The following is a 17,339-nucleotide window of genomic DNA, read 5'->3' as shown; positions in this document are numbered from 1 at the left end:
CGTATCCGAACACCTGCGCACATCGAACCTCGGCATGCCTGGCGTTTCCCCTGCTCAGCGCCCCAGTGCCGCCCGGAGGCGGTCGACGTCGGTCGTCGGGGCGTCACAGGTGAAATTACGGCAGACATACGCGGTCGGTTCATTGTCGACAAGTGACCGGTGTGCCAGCAGGGGCAGTTCGTCACTGTCCGCAGTGCCCACGGCGACGACCGCGCCGGGCGCGGTGGCGAGCAGGGCGGCGCGGTGCAGCTCCCCGGTGGCCGGATTGTCACCCGGCCCGACGACCGCCACCTCGCGCGGTCCGTCCAACTGCGCCTCGGCGGTGGCCAGACCCCAGCCGATGAACCGCGGGGCGCGCGGCCCGAGCGCCTTGACCACGCCCAACGCCCGTTCCGCGGCCGTCCGATGGGGCTCCGAGCCGGTCTGGGCCGCATAGCCGAGCAGGGCGCCGGCCGCCGCGCTCCAGCCGGAGGGCGTGGCGTTGTCGGTCGGGTCCTGCGGGCGGCGGATGAGCTTCTCGGCGTCGGCCGCCGTGTCGTACAGGGCTCCCGACTTCTCGTCGGTGAACTGCACGAGGACGTGGTCGAGCAGGAAGCCGGCGAACTCCAGCCAGACGCCCTCGCCGGTCACCGAGGCCAGCGCGAGGAAGCCCTCCGCGACGTCCGCGTAGTCCTCCAGCACCCCCGCGTGCGCGCCGACGCGCCCGTCCTTGCTGGTACGGGCGAGCCGCGCGTGCTCGTCCAGATGGAGCCGTACGAGGAGGTCGGCCGCCGCGAGCGCCGCGTCGACGAGGTCGGGCCTCTCGAAGTACGCGCCGGTCTCGGCCAGGGCGGCGATCGCGAGCCCGTTCCAGGCGGCGACGACCTTGTCGTCCCGGCCGGGGGCGGGACGGCCGTCGCGCGCCTCCTTCAGGCGGGCCTTGACGGACTCGATCCGTGCGGCGTCGAACACGCCCTCGCTCTGCGGCAGTTGCAGGACCGAGGCGCCCTCCTCGAAGGTGCCTTCCTCGGTCACACCGAAGTAGTCGGTGGCGAGGCGCGCGTCCTCGTCGCCCAGCACGTCACGCAACTGCTGCGGCGTCCACGCATAGTACGCGCCCTCGACGTGCTTTCCCGTGCCGTCGTCGCTGTCGGCGTCGAGCGCGGAGGCGAACCCGCCCTCGTTCGTGCGCAGTTCGCGGACCATGAAGTCGGCGGTCTCCAGGGCGACCCGGCGGGCCAGGTCCGAACCGGTGGTGCGCCACAGATGCGCGTACACGCGGCACAGCAGCGCGTTGTCGTACAGCATCTTCTCGAAGTGGGGCACGACCCACTCGCGGTCGACGGAGTAGCGGGCGAAGCCGCCGCCGAGCTGGTCGTAGATACCGCCGCGGGCCATGTGCTCACAGGTGTCGGCGGCCATCTGGAGCGCGCCCTCGGACCCGGTGCGGGCGTGGTGGCGCAGCAGGAACTCGACCGCCATGGACGGCGGGAACTTGGGCGCCCCGCCGAAACCGCCGTGGGTGGCGTCGTACTCGCGGGTGAGCCCGAGCAGCGCCTGCGCGAGCTCGCCCTCGCCGGGCAGCTGCGCGTCACCGAAGCCGATCTCGCGGCCGGCGAGATCGCGCACGATCTTCCGGGCGACCTCGTCGACCTCGTCCCGCCGGTCGGTCCACGCGCCGCGCACGCCTTCGAGGACCTGCCGGAAGGAGGGGCTGCCGTGGCGGGGCTCGGGCGGGAAGTAGGTACCGAAGTAGAACGGCTCGGCGTCGGGCGTCAGGAAGACGGTCATGGGCCAGCCGCCCTGCCCGGTCGCCGCCTGCACGGCCTCCATGTACACGGCGTCGACGTCGGGGCGCTCCTCGCGGTCGACCTTGACGTTCACGAAGTGCGTGTTGAGGTAGTCGGCGGTCCGCTCGTCCTCGAACGACTCGTGAGCCATGACATGGCACCAGTGGCAACTGCTGTAACCGACGCTCAGCAGCACCGGTTTACCCGTCCGGCGCGCCTCCTCGAAGGCCTCGGCCGACCAGGGCCACCAGTCGACGGGGTTGTCGGCGTGCTGCAGAAGGTAGGGGGACGTCTCGTGGGCCAGTCGATTCGACATGAAGCCCATCCTGCCGCAGGGGGAGGGGGGTGGTGGGAAGCGGTGGGGGCGCGCGGCGAGCACGGTGGTGACCGGGGGTCTGCGGGGGCGGGGTGCGGCGAGCACGCCAGCCGCCACGGGCGCCCTGCAGGGGCGCGGGGAACTGCGCGCTCAACCCCCACCGGCCCGCAGTCACACCGCAACCCCGGCCTCCCCGCCCCAACGGTGCGGGGTGCGGTGGACACCGCGGGCGTCACCGATGCCCTGCAGGGGCGCGGGGAACTGCGCGATCAGCCCCCCACCGGCCCGCAGTCACACCGCAACCCCGGACTCTCCGCCCCAGCGGTGCGCGGCAGGCACGCCGGGCGCGGTGGGCGCCGCGGGCGGGCGGTCGCGGCGGACACCGCCGACGGCGCCGGCGCAGCGGGGGGCCGGTACCGGCCGCGGATCACCCCTGCGGCCCGCGGATCATCCGGTTCCCGCGGGGGTAGGTACTGGGTTCGGGCTCCCGGATGGGCGTGCGCATGCCAGGGAACGCGCCAGTGGGTCCCTCGCCTTCCCCGCTCATCCGCAGGACACTTGACCAGGAAAGCCGTTGTCGGCGGAGGGGGACGCGAAATGCGGGACAGCCATCGGGCGGAGGCCGAACGGCTGTTGGTGCGGGCCGTGGAGGAGGAGGTCCGGCGCTCGGGCGGGCGGGTCGACGGGAGCGTACTGCTGTCGCGGGCGCGGGCCTCGCTGGACACGATGGCGCAGACGGCCGCCGAGGAGTACGAGGCCTACACGCAGGCGACGGACGAGGCCGAGGCGGGCCGGCTGACCTTCGGGCAGCGCTACGCGCGCGAGGGCGCCGGAACTCCCCTGCTGGTGGCGGCAGTCGCCGCGCTCACGGCCGTGGTGGCGGACCTGGCGCTGGGCGCCGGCACGGGCACGGCGGTCGGCGCGGGCGCGGTCGTCGGCGTCGTGGGCGCGGCGACCACGGTGGCGAAGGTGACGGCCTCCCATCTGCCGGCCGCGAGCCGCCGGGCGGGAGCCCTCGGCCAGCCCGGCGGCCCCGAACAGCTGCGCCTGACCTGGCTGACCGCCCTGGAGGTCCGCGGGATCCGCCCCTTCTTCGACCAGCAGCGCGTGTTCAACGCCGCCACCGGGGCGAAGAAGGGCGCACCCCAGCTGCGGCGCACGGACAAGAGCGCGGCGGCCCGGCGGCGCAGTGTCCTGGAGCAGTCGTTCGGGCAACTCCCGGAGCCGGTAGGGCCGTTCGCGGGCCGCCGCCAGGAGCTGCTGCGGATCGCGCAGTGGGTGCACGCGGCCCGCGCGAGCACCGAAACGCGGCCGACGGTGGTCGTCCTGCACGGCGCGCCGGGCTCCGGCCGCAGTACCCTCGCCGTCCGCGCGGCGCACGAGCTGAAGGACCAGTTCCGCGGCGCGTGCGTGGTGGACCTGCGGGGCGACAGCGCGGAGGAGTCGCCGCTGACCACCCGCGACGCGCTGCTCCACCTGCTGAACCGGCTGGGCGCGCCCCGTGAACAGCTCCTGTTCCGTGAGCGTTCTTCGCAGGACCAGCAGGTCAGGCGGCTCGCCGAGCTGTACCACCAGCATCTGACCGGCCTGCCGGTGACGATCGTGCTGGACGACGCCAGCGACCTGGAGCAGGTGCGCACGCTCGTGCCGGAGCGCTCCGACAGCCTGGTCGTCGTCACCGCCCGCAAACCCCTGGACCTGCCCGCCGACCTGCCCGCCTGGGTGCACCAGCTCGCGGTGGAACCACTGGCCGCGCCGGGCGCCGAGGAACTTCTGAAGGCGTCCGCCCAGGACGCCTCGGCCCCGTACGACGCGGAAGCCGCGGACGAGATCAGGGAGTTGTGCGGCGGACTGCCCCTGGCGCTGCGCGTCGCCGGCTCGTCCCTCGGCCCGCGCACACCGCGCCGGCTCGCCACCGACCTGGCGGCGTACGGTCCGGTCGAGCCGGTCGAACGGGTGCTGTGGCTGCGCTACACGGACCAGCCGGACCCGGCGAGGCGGCTGCTGCGGCGGCTCGCCCTGGCGGGCCGCGCCTCGCTGGGGGCCGCTGCCGCGGCGGCCCTGCTCGCGACGGACGAGGCGGAGGCGACCCGCCATCTGGAGGCTCTGTCCCGCGCGGGTCTGATCGACCACGTCCGCGGCAGCCGGTACCGCCTGCACGATCTCGTACGGGCCTTCGCGCAGGCCCGTCTCCTCGACGAGGAGGATCCGGCCGAGCGTACGGCCGCGCAGGAACGTCTCATCGTGAACTACGGCGAGCTGGCCGACTCGGTGATCCGCCTGGTCGACGGCAAGACGTCGACCCGCGCGGACCAGTTCGGGCCGCACGGGTTCACTTCGCTGGACGCGGCCCTGCGCTGGCTGGACGACGAGTCGAGCTTCATCACGGCGGCACTGCGGCACGCGGAGGGCGTGAACCAGGCGGCGGTGCTCAACCTCCTGGGCGCCCTGTGCGACTACTGCCTGCTGCGCGGCGATCTCTACCGGCTGGGCGAGATCAGCGAGTTGACGCAGGCCGTCGACCAGGGGCTGCTGGTGCGCTCGGTCCAGTGGCGCACGGGCATCGCGGCCCGTCAGCTCGGCGAGCTCGACAAGGCCCGTACGACCCTGACGTCGGTGGTCGACCTCTACTTCGAGGCCCATCACGACGCGGGCGCGGCACGGGCGTTGTGTTCGCTCGGGATCACCCTCCACCACCAGGGCAATCTCACCGAGGCGGCGGCGAAACTGCAGGAGGCGCTGGATCTGCAAGCCTCCCCCGCCCTCGCGGCGGACCGTGCCTGGACGATGCACGCGCTGGCGGCCGTGGAGCGCGACCGGGCGAGGCTGCGCGAGGCGCTCGACCTGCTCACGCGGGCCCTGGACCTGCACCGCGAGGGCGAGTCGGTGCACGGCGAGGCGTGGGCGCACTACCAGCTCGGCCAGCTGGGCCTGCGCATGGGCGACGTACCGCGCGCCGAGTCCGAACTGCGTGACGCGCTCGATCTGTACGGGCGTACGCGCGACGCACGCGGCGAGGCGTGGGCGCTGACCCAGCTGGCCCGGGCCCGGCTGGTCGACGGCGACCCGTCCGCCGCCGTGGACGGACTGCGCCAGGCGGCCTCCCGCCACCGCGAGAACGAGGACTCCCGGGGCGAGGCCTGGACGGTGTACTACCTGGGCCAGTCCCTGGAGGAGACCGGCAACCTCGACCAGGCGGTCCGTGAGCTGGAACGGTCCCGGACGATGTTCTCGCGCATCCGCGACGTCTACGGTCTGGCCTGCGCCCGCCACCACTCGGCCCGGGTGACCCGCGACCAGCGCGCCGCGCAGACCGGTTCGCTGCGCAACTCCGGTTTCGCCCGTCAGCTCCTGGTGGACGCGCGCGCCGACTTCCAGCGGATCGGCGTCGCCCACGGCGAGGCCTGGACCTGCCTGGAACTGGCGGTGGTGGACGCGGGCAACGCCCGTACGCAGTCGGGGCTGGCCCTGTGCGACGAGGCGACCGCGCTCTTCGCCTCCTACGGCGACCGCCGCGGCGAGGACTGGGCCCGCTTCCTGCGCTGCACACTCCTGCCGTACGCGTCCCCCGGCGGCGTCGAGGTGGGCACGGCCGTGGCCCAGGAGGAGCTGTCCCAGCTCTCCCGCACCGGCCACCCGTCCCGCGACGGAAAACTGGACGACTACATCGAGGCGTACCAGCTCCTCCTGGAGCGGGGAGCGGACCTGGAGTCCGGCTGGCGGGCCTGGCGCCTGGGCATGGTCCCGAACCGGCATGCGCGGGAAATCATGGGGGTGGCGGTCTCGGCGGAGCGGACGTGACAGCGCCGCTCCCCGAGGGGTCCCGCGGGTGTGACTGATCCGGCGATGCCTCCCGGGCATCACCGGATCAGGGCGCCGACGCGGTCGTGACCGCGGTCGCGTCCGGGGCTCAGCCCTTCGCGGGCGAAGCCGTCCCCCCGGAACCTGAACCGGAGCCAGAACCGGGGGCGGAGCCGGTCGAGCCGGATGCCGCCTTCCCGGCGGGTTCCGCCTTCGGGTCGGCGTCCTCCTTGAAGTCGACCCTTCCCAGCTGCCGGTTCATGGACTTCATCAGGCCCCAGACCGCCAGGGCCATCACCGCGAAGACGATGAAGCCGAGGACACCGGGGGTGACCTTGTTCTCGTCGACCTCCTTGGCGAGAGGGACGAGGTGCGTCAGTGCCAGGCTTGCGCTCATATCAGGCATTGTCGCGGATGCCCGCGAAGAGGTCGTCCTCGGGGAGGGATGTGTCGACGAGGGACTTCGCCAGCTCGTACTCCTCCGTCGGCCAGACCTCCTTCTGGAGCTCCATCGGGACGCGGAACCAGCCGCCCTCGGGGTCGATCTGCGTGGCGTGCGCGATGAGGGCCTTGTCGCGGATCTCGTAGAAGTCCGCGCACGGCACGTGCGTCGTCAGCGTGCGCTCGGCGCGCTCGAACTCGTCCCACCGCTTGAGCCAGTCCCCGTACGGCGACTCCAGGCCCCGGTCCAGCATGGCGTGGTGCAGCGCCTCGGTGCGCGGGCGGTTGAAGCCCTGGTTGTAGTAGAGCTTCTGCGACCGGAAGGCCGGGCCGAACTCCGACTCCGGGTACTTCTCGGTGTCGGCCGCGCCCTCGAACGCCACCATCGAGATCTTGTGGGTCATGATGTGGTCGGGGTGCGGGTAGCCGCCGTTCTCGTCGTAGGTGGTGATCACCTGCGGACGGAACGAGCGGATCTTGCGGACCAGCTCACCGGCGGCCTTGTCCACGTCCTCCAGGGCGAAGCACCCCTCGGGCAGCGGCGGCAGCGGGTCGCCCTCGGGCAGGCCCGAGTCCACGAAACCCAGCCATTCCTGCTTGACGCCGAGGATCTCGCGGGCCTCGTCCATCTCCTTCTTGCGCACCTCGTGGATGTGCTCCTCGACGTACTTGTCGCCCTGCAGCTTGGGGTTGAGAATGGAGCCGCGCTCCCCGCCCGTGCAGGTCACGACCAGCACGTCCACCCCCTCGGACACGTACTTCGCCATGGTGGCCGCGCCCTTCGACGACTCGTCGTCGGGGTGGGCGTGCACGGCCATCAGTCGCAGCTGGTCAGTCAAGACTCAATCCTCAGTAAGTCGGCGCCCCAGTGTGAAACGGCGCGATCGGCCCTCCTATAGTGACCGAACCGGCGGGCGAAAAATTCCGGGCCCCGGCCCGGCGGACCTGCCCCGGAAAGGACGATCATGAGTACGGTGCAGCTGCCCGAGGGCCGGTACGGTCGCTCCGCGGACGCGCGCGCCGACCGCAAACTCAAGGTCATCGGTTCCGTGCTCGGCGTGGCCCTGCTCGCACTGATCGGCTATTTCGCCTTCCACTACGTGGCCGGCAACAAGATCAGCGCCGAGGTCATCAGTTTCGACGCCTCGGACTCCGCCGTGAAGGTCCATCTCGAGGTCCGCAAGGACTCGGGTGTGACGGGCTACTGCACGATCCGCTCCCAGGCGGAGGACGGCGCCGAGGTCGGCCGCGCGGACTTCCGCTTCGACCAGGACGCGAACCGCGTCGACAAGGTCCTCACGCTGCGCACGACGGCCCCCGGCACGACCGCGGAACTCCTCGGCTGCCACGCGGACTGAGCCGCGGACCGGCCCTCGGGACCGCCTCACTCCGGACCCCGCCCCACCGTGCGAACCGTGCGGCTCCGTGGCCGCACCGGACCACACGCGACACTGACGGATGTCACTCCCGGCCCCTCCGCACTGACCTGCGTGGACGTAATTCTGATGGCTTATGTCCTCCCCCTTCGGCCCGTGAATTGTTAGGCTCGTGGTTTCGCCCACCCGAGAAGGAACATTCTTCTGGGTAGGGCGATGCTTTGTATTCCCAGTACCTACGAGGAGCACCTGTGACCCAGACCAGCGAGAACGTCACCTGGCTGACCCAGGAGGCGTACAACCAGCTCAAGGCCGAGCTGGAGCACCTGTCTGGTCCTGCGCGCGCGGAGATCACGGCCAAGATCGCGGCCGCGCGCGAGGAGGGCGATCTGCGTGAGAACGGCGGGTACCACGCGGCCAAGGAGGAGCAGGGCAAGCAGGAGCTCCGGGTGCGCCAGCTGACCCAGCTCCTGGAGAACGCCAAGGTGGGCGAGGCTCCGACGGCCGGTGGTGCGGTCGCGCCCGGCATGGTCGTCACCATCGCCTTCGACGGCGACGAGGACGACACGCTCACCTTCCTGCTCGCCTCACGCGAATACGCGAGCTCCGAGATCGAGACGTACTCGCCGCAGTCCCCGCTGGGCTCCGGTGTGAACGGCAAGAGGATCGGCGAGGACGCCCAGTACGAGCTGCCGAACGGCAAGCTCGCCTCGGTGAAGGTCCTCGAAGCCAAGCCGTACGCCGCGTAACCCCGTCCCCGGCGTCGCCCCGGCGAGCCCCCGGTGCCTGCGCGCCGGGGGCTTCTCCGTGCCTGTTCGACCGCGCCTGCCCGACCGGGTCGCTCAGCCGTCCGCCTTGCGGTACTTGCGTACCGCAAGGGTGCGGAAGAGGACGATGATCAGCACGGACCAGATCACCGAGGCCCAGACGGGATGCTGCATGGGCCAGGCGCTGGACTCCACCACGCCCGGGTTGCCGAACAGCACACGGCACGCCTGCACCGTGGCACTGAACGGGTTCCACTCGGCGATGTGCCGCAGCCAGGGAGTCATCTGGCTGGAGTCCACGAAGGCGTTCGAGATGAACGTCACCGGGAACAGCCAGATGATCCCGCCCGAGGTCGCCGCCTCGGGAGTGCGCACGGACAGGCCGATCAGAGCGCCGATCCAGGTGAAGGCGTATCCCAGGAGGAGCAGCAGGGCGAAGGCCGCCAGGACCCTGGCCGCGTTGGTCGGCTCCGCGGAACCGGTGCGCCAGCCGACGAGCAGCGCGACGACCGCGAGGACGAGCAGCGTGATGGCCGTCTGTACGAGGTCGGCGACGGTCCGTCCGGTCAGCACCGCGCCGCGGGCCATCGGCAGGGAGCGGAAGCGGTCGACGAGCCCCTTCTGCATGTCGTCCGCGATACCGGCGGCGGATCCCGCGGTGGCGAACGTGACGGTCTGCGCGAAGATGCCCGCCATCAGGAAGTTCTTGTAGACGTCCGGGTCGGTGGTGCTCCCGATCTGCATCGAGCCGCCGAAGACGTACGTGAACATGACCACGAACATCACCGGCTGGATGATCCCGAACAGGATCATCTCGGGGATCCTGGTCATACGGATCAGGTTGCGCTTGGCGACGACCAGGGAGTCCCGGACGGACTGCCCGAGGGAGCCTCCCGGGGCCACGGTCCGCACGGCATCGGTGACGGCGCTCACTTGGCGGCCTCCTTCTTGCGCTTGGATCCCCTGGACCCCTTGGATCCCTCGGTGTCGGCGCTCTCGCCGTTCTCCGCGTCCTTCTGCTCGGCGAGGTGGCCGGTCAGGGACAGGAACACGTCGTCGAGCGTGGGGCGGCGCAGACCGATGTCGTCGATCTCGATGCCCCGGGCGTCCAGCTCACGGATGACCTCCGCGAGGAGCTTCGCGCCGCCGGAGACGGGCACGGTGAGCCGGCGGGTGTGGTCCTCGACGGTGGTCTCGCCCTTGCCGAAGCCCCGCAGGACCTCATCGGCGGTCGCGATGTGCTCGCGGTCGTGCACCACGACCTCCACGCGCTCGCCGCCGGTACGGGCCTTGAGCTGGTCGGAGGTGCCGCGGGCGATGACCTTGCCGTGGTCGACGACGCAGATGTCGTGCGCGAGGTGGTCGGCCTCTTCGAGGTACTGGGTGGTCAGCAGCAGCGTCGTACCGCCGGAGACCAGCTGTTTGATGACCTCCCACAACTGCTGGCGGTTGCGCGGGTCGAGGCCGGTCGTCGGTTCGTCCATGAACATGACCGGCGGCGAGACGACGAGCGCCGCCGCGAGGTCGAGCCGGCGGCGCATACCGCCGGAGTAGGTCTTGGCCGTCCGGTCGGCGGCCTCCGTGAGGTTGAACTGTTCCAGCAGCTCGACCGCGCGGACCTTCGCCTGCTTGGCCCTCATCTGGTAGAGCTGGCCGACCATGTGGAGGTTCTCACGGCCCGTCAGATACTCGTCGACCGCGGCGAACTGGCCGGACAGACCGATCGACCGTCGCACCTCGTTCGGGTGCTTCAGTACGTCGATGCCCGCGACGACCGCCTTGCCGCTGTCGGGCCGGAGCAGGGTGGTGAGGCAGCGGACGGCCGTGGTCTTGCCCGCGCCGTTCGGCCCGAGCAGGCCGAGGACCGTGCCCTCCGGGACATCGAGATCGACGCCGTCCAGAGCCCTTACGTCACCGAAGGTCTTCACCAGGCCTTCGGCGTAGATGGCTCCTGGCATGTGAGTCTCCCAATGGTTGGGGATCCAGTGAAAAGTGATGGGTGAGCGACCATTTTCGCCCGTTTTGCTCCGGCGGGCGAGTGAGTATCGCAGCTCACCCGGGCAGCCAGTGACGAGAGACACACCATAACGCGATGTATCGCGTTTCCTCAAGCGGTTTTCCCGGCCCGGTTTCCGTGCGTTCCTCCCCCGTCGCGCGCTCCCCCGTCCGACCTCAGTCGATGACCGTGTAGCCCGCCCGCCGCAGCGCCGAGTTCACCTCGGCACAGTGCTCGGGACCCTTCGTCTCCAGGTGCAGCTCGACCTCCACCTCCGTGAGTCCGAGCCGCGGATCGGTCCGTACGTGACTCACGTCGAGGACGTTGGCGTCCACCACTGACAACACCCCGAGAAGCGTGGCCAGGGCCCCGGGCCGGTCCGTCAGCCGCAGCGTCACCGCGAGGTAGCGGCCGTTCGCGGCCATGCCGTGCCGCAGGATGCGCTGCATCAGCAGCGGATCGACGTTCCCGCCGGACAGCAGCGCGACGACCGGGCCCTCGAAGGCGCCCGGCTCGCTCATGATCGCCGCGACCGGGCTCGCACCGGCCGGCTCGACGACCAGTTTGGCCCGCTCCAGACAGAGCAGCAGCGCGCTGGACAGCGCGTCCTCGGACACCGTACGGATCTCGTCCACCAGATCGCCGATGAGCCGGAACGGCACGTCCCCCGGCCGTCCGACCTTGATCCCGTCGGCCATCGTCGCCGGATTCTCGACCGACACCGGGTGCCCGGCCGCCAGCGAGGGCGGGTACGCGGCCGCGCCCGCCGCCTGCACCCCCACGATCCGCACGTCCGGCCGCAGCGCCTTCACCGCGACCGCGACGCCCGCGGCGAGCCCGCCACCGCCGATCCCCACGACGATCGTGCGCACCTCGGGGCACTGCTCCAGGATCTCCAGGCCCACCGTGCCCTGCCCGGCGATGATGTCGGGGTGGTCGAAGGGGTGGATGAAGACGGCGCCCGTCTCGGCCGCGTACTCCTGCGCGGCGGCCAGCGTCTCGTCCACCACCGTGCCGTGCGTCCGCACCTCGGCGCCGTAGTGCATGGTCGCCGCGACCTTCGGCAGCGGGGCGCCCGACGGCATGAACACCGTGGAGTGCACACCGAGCAGCGACGAGGCCAGGGCGACGCCCTGCGCGTGGTTGCCCGCGCTGGCCGCGACGACTCCGGCCGCCCGTTCCTCGGGGAGGAGTCCGGCGATCCGCACGTACGCGCCGCGCAGTTTGAACGAACCGGTGCGCTGGAGGTTCTCGCACTTGAGGTGGACCGGCGCGCCCACCAGGCCGGACAGGTGCCTGCTGCCCTCCATGGCGGTCATCCGCGCCACGCCGGAGAGCATCTTCTGGGCGCCGCGCACATCGTCGAGGGTCACCGGCGGCAAGGGGTCGGCCGTGCGATAGCTCATGACCGTCAGTCTCGCAGTTCACAACCCGCCACAGCGGGCGTGACCAACGTCCGAGACCGGTTTCCTCAGCGCCGGTACGGCCCGCCCCCCGTCCGCGTACTCTGTCCCCCAACCCAGCCCCACGCATGAATAGAGCCCCCGGCCATGCCCACAACACCTGAAATGTCGATGGACATGACGACCGTCGGTGACACCGGTCTTCTCGAAACACTGCAGCACGAGGTCGCGGTGTTCGCCCGCCGTGCCGAACAGACCCGGCTCGGCGGAGTCGGACAGGTCCGCAACTCGATGGACCGCGCCGCGTACCTGCTGCTCAACCGCCTCGACAAGGAAGGTCCGATGGGCGTCAAGGCGCTCGCCGCGAGCATGGGCATCGACTCGTCGACGGTCACCCGGCAGGTGGCCCCGCTCGTCGACACCGGCCTCGTCAAGCGCACCTCCCACCCGGAGGACGGGCGTGCCGTGGTGCTCCAGCTCTCGCCGCGCGGCCTCTCCCGTCTGGACGAAGTCCGCTCCTCCAGGCGTCAGTTGATGGCGGAACTGACCCAGGAGTGGTCGCCCGAGGAGCGCGAGGCCTTCTGCACGCTGCTCACCCGCTTCAACGTCGCACTCTCCACCCGCATGGCCGCGTCGCCGTCCGTAGAGGCACCGGCGACCTCCTGACCGCCCGCACGCCGCCCGCCGCCCACCACCGCGCCGGGCCGCGCCGTGCCGCACCGGACCGATCCGGGCGCACCGTCTCGTGCCGGCCTCTTGACCAGGGGCCCGCGCCTGGCCTCATATGAAGTCGGGTCCGGCGTACGCGACTGTGCACGGCGTACGTCTCCAGGGCCCGGTTTTCCCACGGGGAGGCGCGGTGCGAAAGCGGCAGGCGTCCCGGAACGCCCGCCGTGCCCGGGAGTTCGAGGCGTTCGTGGCGGGCGCGGCAGGGCGGTTGCTGCATGCCGCCACACTGCTCACCGCGGAGCCCCCGAACGACAACCCGCGCGCGCGGCGCCTGCTCACCGCGGCCCTGGCCCACACGTACGCCGTCTGGGACCGTCTGCACGGCGAGGACCCGTACGACCGGACCCGGCAGTATCTGGCGGTGCGCTTCGCGCGCGGGGCCTGGCACCAGTACGGCGGCCTCGGCCGCCCGTACCCCCGTGGCCGCCCCGCCCCCGACAGCGCCCTGCGCCACCTCACCCCTCAGGAACGGCTGATCCTCGTACTGCGCATGTACGAGGGAGTCGCCGAGGAGCAGGCCGCCGCGCTGCTGGGACTGCCCACCGAACGCGTACGGGTCATCTGCGCCCGGGCGATGGCCACGCTGCTGCATCCGCCCCGGGAGGCCGCCCCGCCGATCGCGAAAGTGGTGCCTTCATGAGCCCCGTCAGCCGCAGGGAGGCCGATGTCCGGCGCATCCTGGAGGAACCGCAGCCGCCCGTACCGCCGGATCTGTACACGGAGGCCGTCCGCAGGGGCGGGCGCATGCTGCGCCGCCGGACGCTCGCCCGGCGGCTGATGTGGCTGGTGCTGTTCGCGGCGACCGTGGCCCTCGTGGTGTGGCTGTCGGTCGCCGAGCCGTGGGTGGAGCCGCCGTCGGAGACGACTCCACCGCTGACCGGCTGGTGAGGCCGGTACCGGGCCGGCCGGGTTATCCGAGGGCCTGCTTGAGGTCCTCAAGGAGGTCGTCGACGTTCTCGATGCCCACGGAGAGGCGTACGAGATCGGCGGGGACCTCCAGGAGGGAGCCGGCCACGGACGCGTGCGTCATGCGCCCCGGGTGCTCGATCAGGGACTCGACGCCGCCCAGGGACTCGCCCAGGGTGAACACCTTGGCGCGGTTGCAGACCTCGACGGCCGCCTCCTCGCCGCCCTCGACCTGGAAGGAGACCATGCCGCCGAAGGACCGCATCTGCTTGGCGGCGGTCTCGTGACCGGGGTGCTCCGGAAGGCCCGGGTACAGGACGCGCGTCACGCGCGCGTGCCGGGTGAGCATCTCGGCGACCTTGCCGGCGTTCTCGCTGTGCCGGTCCATCCGGACGGCGAGCGTCTTGATGCCGCGCAGCACCAGCCAGGCGTCCATGGGGCCGGCCACCGCGCCCATCGCGTTCTGGTGGTAGGCGAGCTCCTCGCCCAGCGCCTGGTCGGCGACCACGAGGGCGCCGCCGACGACGTCGGAGTGGCCGCCCATGTACTTGGTCAGCGAGTGCACGACGACGTCCGCGCCGAGCGCGAGCGGCTGCTGGAGGTAGGGGCTGGCGAAGGTGTTGTCGACGACCAGCTTGGCGCCGGCCTCGCGCGCGACGTGCGAGAGCGCGGCGATGTCGGTGATCCCGAGGAGCGGGTTGGAGGGGGTCTCCACCCAGATCGCCTTGGTCTTCGGGGTGACGGCGGCCCGTACGGCCGCGGGGTCGCTGGTGTCGGCGACCGACCACTCCACCCCCCACCGCGAGACGACCTTCGCGAAGAGGCGGAACGTACCGCCGTACGCGTCATTGGGGATGACCACGTGGTCGCCGGGACTGAGCAGCGTACGCAACAGGCAGTCCTCGGCCGCCAGTCCGGACGCGAACGCGAGCCCGCGTCGGCCGCCTTCCAGGGCCGCGAGGTTCTCCTCGAGCGCGGTCCTGGTCGGGTTGGCGCTGCGGCTGTACTCGTAGCCGCCGCGCAGCCCGCCGACGCCGTCCTGCTTGTAGGTCGAGACCTGGTAGATCGGCGGGACGACCGCGCCGGTGAGGGGATCGGCGGTGTTGCCCGCGTGGATCGCCACGGTTTCGAAGTGCTGACTGATGTGCCTGTCGCTCATGGGCACCGAGGGTAGTGCGCCCGCGGGGTTTGTGACGGCGGACGTCCACGTCCTGGCCGGAGGCCGTCGCCGGGGCCCTCGGCGCGGCCCTCGTCGGGGCTCGGTGGAACTGCTCCCTCCGGCCCTCCGGGAAGGTTTTCCACAGGAGCCGGCGCCCTGGTTGGCCAATTGTCGGACGCGTCTGGTTCGCTTGTGGCATGGAAATTCTCTGGGTCCTGATGGCGCTGCTCATGATCGGGTTCGTCGTCGGACCGATCGTGTCGCGCAGGCGTGCCGGTGGTATCCAGCAGGTCGCCCCCGGCGACCCGGACGCGGCCGACCCGGCGAACTACGGTTTCCTGCGCCAGGAGGAGCTGGACATCCGCATGCCCGGCCCCGACCAGGACCTGCTGGAGGTCCTGGACCTGGTGCAGCGCAGCCAAGACTACCGCGCCGCGTCCCAGCTCCTCGCGGGTACGGAGGCGGAGGGCGAGCGGCGCTGGCAGCGCGTCCAGGCCTTCGCGGGTGCCGCGTCGCTGGAGCTGCAGCAGCGTCCCGGCGGGGTGAGCGACAACCCCGGCGGGCAGTGGCTGCGGGTGTGGCGGGCCGAGCAGCCCAAGGACGCGGGCGGCGCGGCGGTGCACGCGGAGTTCCTGGTGCAGCAGGCGTGGCGTACGTCGTCTCCGGGGACGGACGAGTTCCGGATCATCATGGAGGAGGCGCGGGCGGCCTGCGGTGACGCGGCGCTGCTGGCTCCGGGCGACCCGATCCCGTACATCATCGAGCTCTCCGTGGCCCGCGGGCTCGCCTATTCGCAGCCGGAGTTCGAGAAGCTCTGGCTGAAGATCCTGGACCGGGATGCCGCGCACATGGGGGCGCATCTGGCGGCGCTGCACTACTGGTGCGAGAAGTGGCACGGTTCGCGGGAGACGGCGTACTCGTTCGCGGAGGCCGCCGCGGCGCGTGCCCCGCGCGGTTCCCTGCTCGCCGCGATGCCGCTCTTCGCGGTCTTCGAGCACCTTCCCGAGGTGAATCTCGTCAGCGGCTTCTACCAGAGCGAGGTCGTGACGAAGGCGGTCCACGGCGCGCTCTTCGCCGTCCACGCGGCCCGCGCGGACGACCCGATGCTCGCCCACGTCCGCCATCTGCTGGTCTTCTTCCTGGTACGCGGCGAACGCTGGGCGGAGTCGATGAACCAGCTGGTGCACGTCGACGGCCACGTGGGCGCCCTGCCCTGGACGCTGACGCCGGACCCGGCGGCGGACTACGCGGTGTACCGAGCGCTGTCGGTGGCGGGCTACGAGGCGAACGGGGGCAGCCCGGCGACGCTGTCGCACTGAGGGGGCCATGGGCCCGCCCTCCGGTGCACCTAGGAATGCCGGAGGGACCGGGAAGGTTCCTCCCTCTGCCGCCACTACCGCCGTCGCCGAGGAGGGCCCATGTTCCTGGAGAGCCGCACCCCGAAGCTGCCGACCGCCGAGCAGGCGCTGATGGGCCGCTCCGAGCCGATGTACCCGGTTCCCGAGCGGCACACGGTTCTCGACAACCCGTTGCTCGGCCCGTACCCCGAGGGCCTGAAGATCGCCGACTTCGGCATGGGCTGCTTCTGGGGTGCGGAACGCACGTTCTGGCGGCTCCCGGCGAGCGTCTTCACCACCCTCGTCGGCTACCAGGGCGGCTTCACCGAGCACCCGGCGTACGAGGAGGTCTGCTCGGGCCTGACGGGCCACACCGAGGTGGTGCGCGTGGTGTACGACCCGGCCGTGATCTCGTACGCGAGCCTGCTGAAGGTCTTCTGGGAGTCCCACAACCCGACCCAGGGCTTCCGCCAGGGCAACGACGTGGGCACGCAGTACCGCTCCACGATCTACACCCACACCCCGGCCCAGGCGACCACGGCCGAGGCCTCCCGCACGGCGTACCAGAAGGTCCTGACGTACTCGGGCCACAGCACGATCACCACAGAGATCCTCCCCGCGGAGGGCCGCCCCTTCTATCCGGCGGAGGGGCACCACCAGCAGTACCTGTCGGGAAGCAAGAACCCGGACGGCTACTGCGGGCTGAGTGGGACGGGGGCCAAGCTGGACGACCCGCACGAAACGAACTGGGGAGCTTCCTGCCCGACGGGGATCGCTCCGGCGACGGGGCCCACGGACGCGTAGGCCGCGCTGTGAGCGACGGGCGAAAACCAGTGGCCGCCTGAACCGGCCGCCCCCACGCTGTACGCCATGGAAGAACCGCAACACAGGATCCGCGCGGCCCACTCGGAATCCATGATCACCGTCTACCAGGCGTACTCCCCGGAAATAGGCCTGCCCGCTGTCCGCGACGGACGTTTCCCCGCCGCGTGGAAGCGGGACAGGATGACGTGGGTCATCAAGCAGGGGTGACAGATCTCTGCGCGTCGGCCGGGAAATGCGAGCCGCTCCGGCTCTCATAGGCCGGCTGGGTGGCTGGAAAGCCAGTCTCTGTGTTGGTCACGCACACGGTTACGCTCCGCAGGCGTGGCAAGGATGACGTCTGCGCCTCCGTCATAGGGATGGTGGATGCGTCGCAGTTCCGTATCGGCAACGAAGACTTCGACGAGCGCCTCGTCCGCCAGCGGGGGGGGTGCCTCTATGTCTTTGGCCAAGCGAGGCGTGGGGGTCGGTGTTCGTAGAAGGTGCCGTCGCGGAGCATCGCGAAGAGCACGCTGGT

General features: G+C 71.3%; 16 protein-coding genes and 1 pseudogene. 9 read left to right on the top strand and 8 right to left on the bottom strand.

The window, feature by feature from the left end:
• Positions 1-54 precede the first annotated feature (54 nt).
• Positions 55-2,085, bottom strand: a complete 2,031-nt coding sequence (locus ACZ60E_RS45200; protein WP_469448155.1) for a thioredoxin domain-containing protein — start codon at positions 2,083-2,085, stop codon at positions 55-57.
• Between the two features lie 597 nt (positions 2,086-2,682).
• Here ACZ60E_RS45200 and ACZ60E_RS45195 point away from each other — a divergent pair.
• Complete coding sequence (locus tag ACZ60E_RS45195) at positions 2,683-5,886, top strand: tetratricopeptide repeat protein (RefSeq protein WP_469448154.1); 3,204 nt, start codon at positions 2,683-2,685, stop codon at positions 5,884-5,886.
• A gap of 109 nt (positions 5,887-5,995) precedes the next feature.
• Here ACZ60E_RS45195 and ACZ60E_RS45190 read toward each other — a convergent pair whose 3' ends face one another.
• Together ACZ60E_RS45190 and mca are read right to left on the bottom strand one after the other, a co-directional pair.
• On the bottom strand, positions 5,996-6,292 hold the full coding sequence (locus tag ACZ60E_RS45190) for a hypothetical protein (RefSeq protein WP_384812451.1): 297 nt from the start codon (positions 6,290-6,292) through the stop codon (positions 5,996-5,998).
• The gene (mca, locus tag ACZ60E_RS45185) at positions 6,285-7,145 is read right to left on the bottom strand and encodes a mycothiol conjugate amidase Mca (RefSeq protein ID WP_384812519.1); all 861 of its coding nucleotides are present in this window, start codon (positions 7,143-7,145) and stop codon (positions 6,285-6,287) included. Before mca ends, ACZ60E_RS45190 begins: the two co-directional genes overlap by 8 nt.
• Before the next feature lie 147 nt (positions 7,146-7,292).
• Between mca and ACZ60E_RS45180 the strand changes: the two genes are divergently transcribed.
• Both ACZ60E_RS45180 and greA read left to right on the top strand, forming a co-directional pair.
• Positions 7,293-7,685, top strand: a complete 393-nt coding sequence (locus tag ACZ60E_RS45180; protein ID WP_385833196.1) for a DUF4307 domain-containing protein — start codon at positions 7,293-7,295, stop codon at positions 7,683-7,685.
• 269 nt (positions 7,686-7,954) lie between these two features.
• Positions 7,955-8,452, top strand: coding sequence for a transcription elongation factor GreA (gene greA, locus ACZ60E_RS45175; RefSeq protein WP_384812456.1), 498 nt, complete (start codon positions 7,955-7,957; stop codon positions 8,450-8,452).
• Positions 8,453-8,545: 93 nt separating this feature from the next.
• Here the strand turns inward: greA and ACZ60E_RS45170 are convergent, their stop codons facing one another.
• From ACZ60E_RS45170 to ilvA, 3 genes are all read right to left on the bottom strand, one after another.
• A complete protein-coding gene (locus ACZ60E_RS45170) occupies positions 8,546-9,403 on the bottom strand; it encodes an ABC transporter permease (protein WP_384812459.1) in 858 nt (285 codons plus the stop codon).
• Positions 9,400-10,428, bottom strand: a complete 1,029-nt coding sequence (locus tag ACZ60E_RS45165) for an ATP-binding cassette domain-containing protein (RefSeq protein WP_384812461.1) — start codon at positions 10,426-10,428, stop codon at positions 9,400-9,402. Before ACZ60E_RS45165 ends, ACZ60E_RS45170 begins: the two co-directional genes overlap by 4 nt.
• A gap of 214 nt (positions 10,429-10,642) precedes the next feature.
• Positions 10,643-11,872 carry a threonine ammonia-lyase gene (gene ilvA, locus ACZ60E_RS45160; protein ID WP_384812464.1) on the bottom strand — a complete coding sequence of 410 codons (1,230 nt, stop codon included), beginning with the start codon at positions 11,870-11,872 and terminating at the stop codon, positions 10,643-10,645.
• A gap of 162 nt (positions 11,873-12,034) precedes the next feature.
• Between ilvA and ACZ60E_RS45155 the strand changes: the two genes are divergently transcribed.
• From ACZ60E_RS45155 to ACZ60E_RS45145, 3 genes are all read left to right on the top strand, one after another.
• A complete protein-coding gene (locus tag ACZ60E_RS45155) occupies positions 12,035-12,535 on the top strand; it encodes a MarR family winged helix-turn-helix transcriptional regulator (RefSeq protein WP_381833057.1) in 501 nt (166 codons plus the stop codon).
• Between the two features lie 193 nt (positions 12,536-12,728).
• Entirely contained in the window at positions 12,729-13,238 is a 510-nt protein-coding gene (locus ACZ60E_RS45150) for a sigma factor-like helix-turn-helix DNA-binding protein (protein WP_453794124.1), read from the top strand.
• Entirely contained in the window at positions 13,235-13,486 is a 252-nt protein-coding gene (locus tag ACZ60E_RS45145; RefSeq protein ID WP_384812469.1) for a hypothetical protein, read from the top strand. Before ACZ60E_RS45150 ends, ACZ60E_RS45145 begins: the two co-directional genes overlap by 4 nt.
• Positions 13,487-13,508: 22 nt before the next feature.
• On the opposite strand, the gene ACZ60E_RS45140 is transcribed toward ACZ60E_RS45145, so the two are convergent.
• Complete coding sequence (locus ACZ60E_RS45140; protein WP_384812472.1) at positions 13,509-14,663, bottom strand: cystathionine gamma-synthase; 1,155 nt, start codon at positions 14,661-14,663, stop codon at positions 13,509-13,511.
• 197 nt (positions 14,664-14,860) lie between these two features.
• On the opposite strand from ACZ60E_RS45140, the gene ACZ60E_RS45135 reads away from it, so the two are divergent.
• From ACZ60E_RS45135 to ACZ60E_RS45125, 3 genes and pseudogenes are all read left to right on the top strand, one after another.
• Positions 14,861-15,982, top strand: coding sequence for a hypothetical protein (locus ACZ60E_RS45135; protein ID WP_384812475.1), 1,122 nt, complete (start codon positions 14,861-14,863; stop codon positions 15,980-15,982).
• Positions 15,983-16,081: 99 nt separating this feature from the next.
• Positions 16,082-16,804, top strand: a complete 723-nt coding sequence (msrA, locus tag ACZ60E_RS45130; protein WP_469448153.1) for a peptide-methionine (S)-S-oxide reductase MsrA — start codon at positions 16,082-16,084, stop codon at positions 16,802-16,804.
• 66 nt (positions 16,805-16,870) lie between these two features.
• Positions 16,871-17,017 (top strand): annotated as a pseudogene (locus ACZ60E_RS45125) (DUF4291 family protein); the annotation flags it as partial.
• A 59-nt stretch (positions 17,018-17,076) separates the two neighbouring features.
• Here ACZ60E_RS45125 and ACZ60E_RS45120 read toward each other — a convergent pair.
• Positions 17,077-17,274: a DUF3885 domain-containing protein gene (locus ACZ60E_RS45120; protein WP_469448164.1), complete on the bottom strand. Its 198-nt coding sequence runs from the start codon at positions 17,272-17,274 to the stop codon at positions 17,077-17,079.
• Positions 17,275-17,339: the final 65 nt, after the last annotated feature.

The organism is Streptomyces sp. NPDC102514 (genome assembly GCF_055584525.1).
Note: the sequence above shows the minus strand (reverse complement) of the source record. Positions and strands in the feature narration are given on the sequence as shown.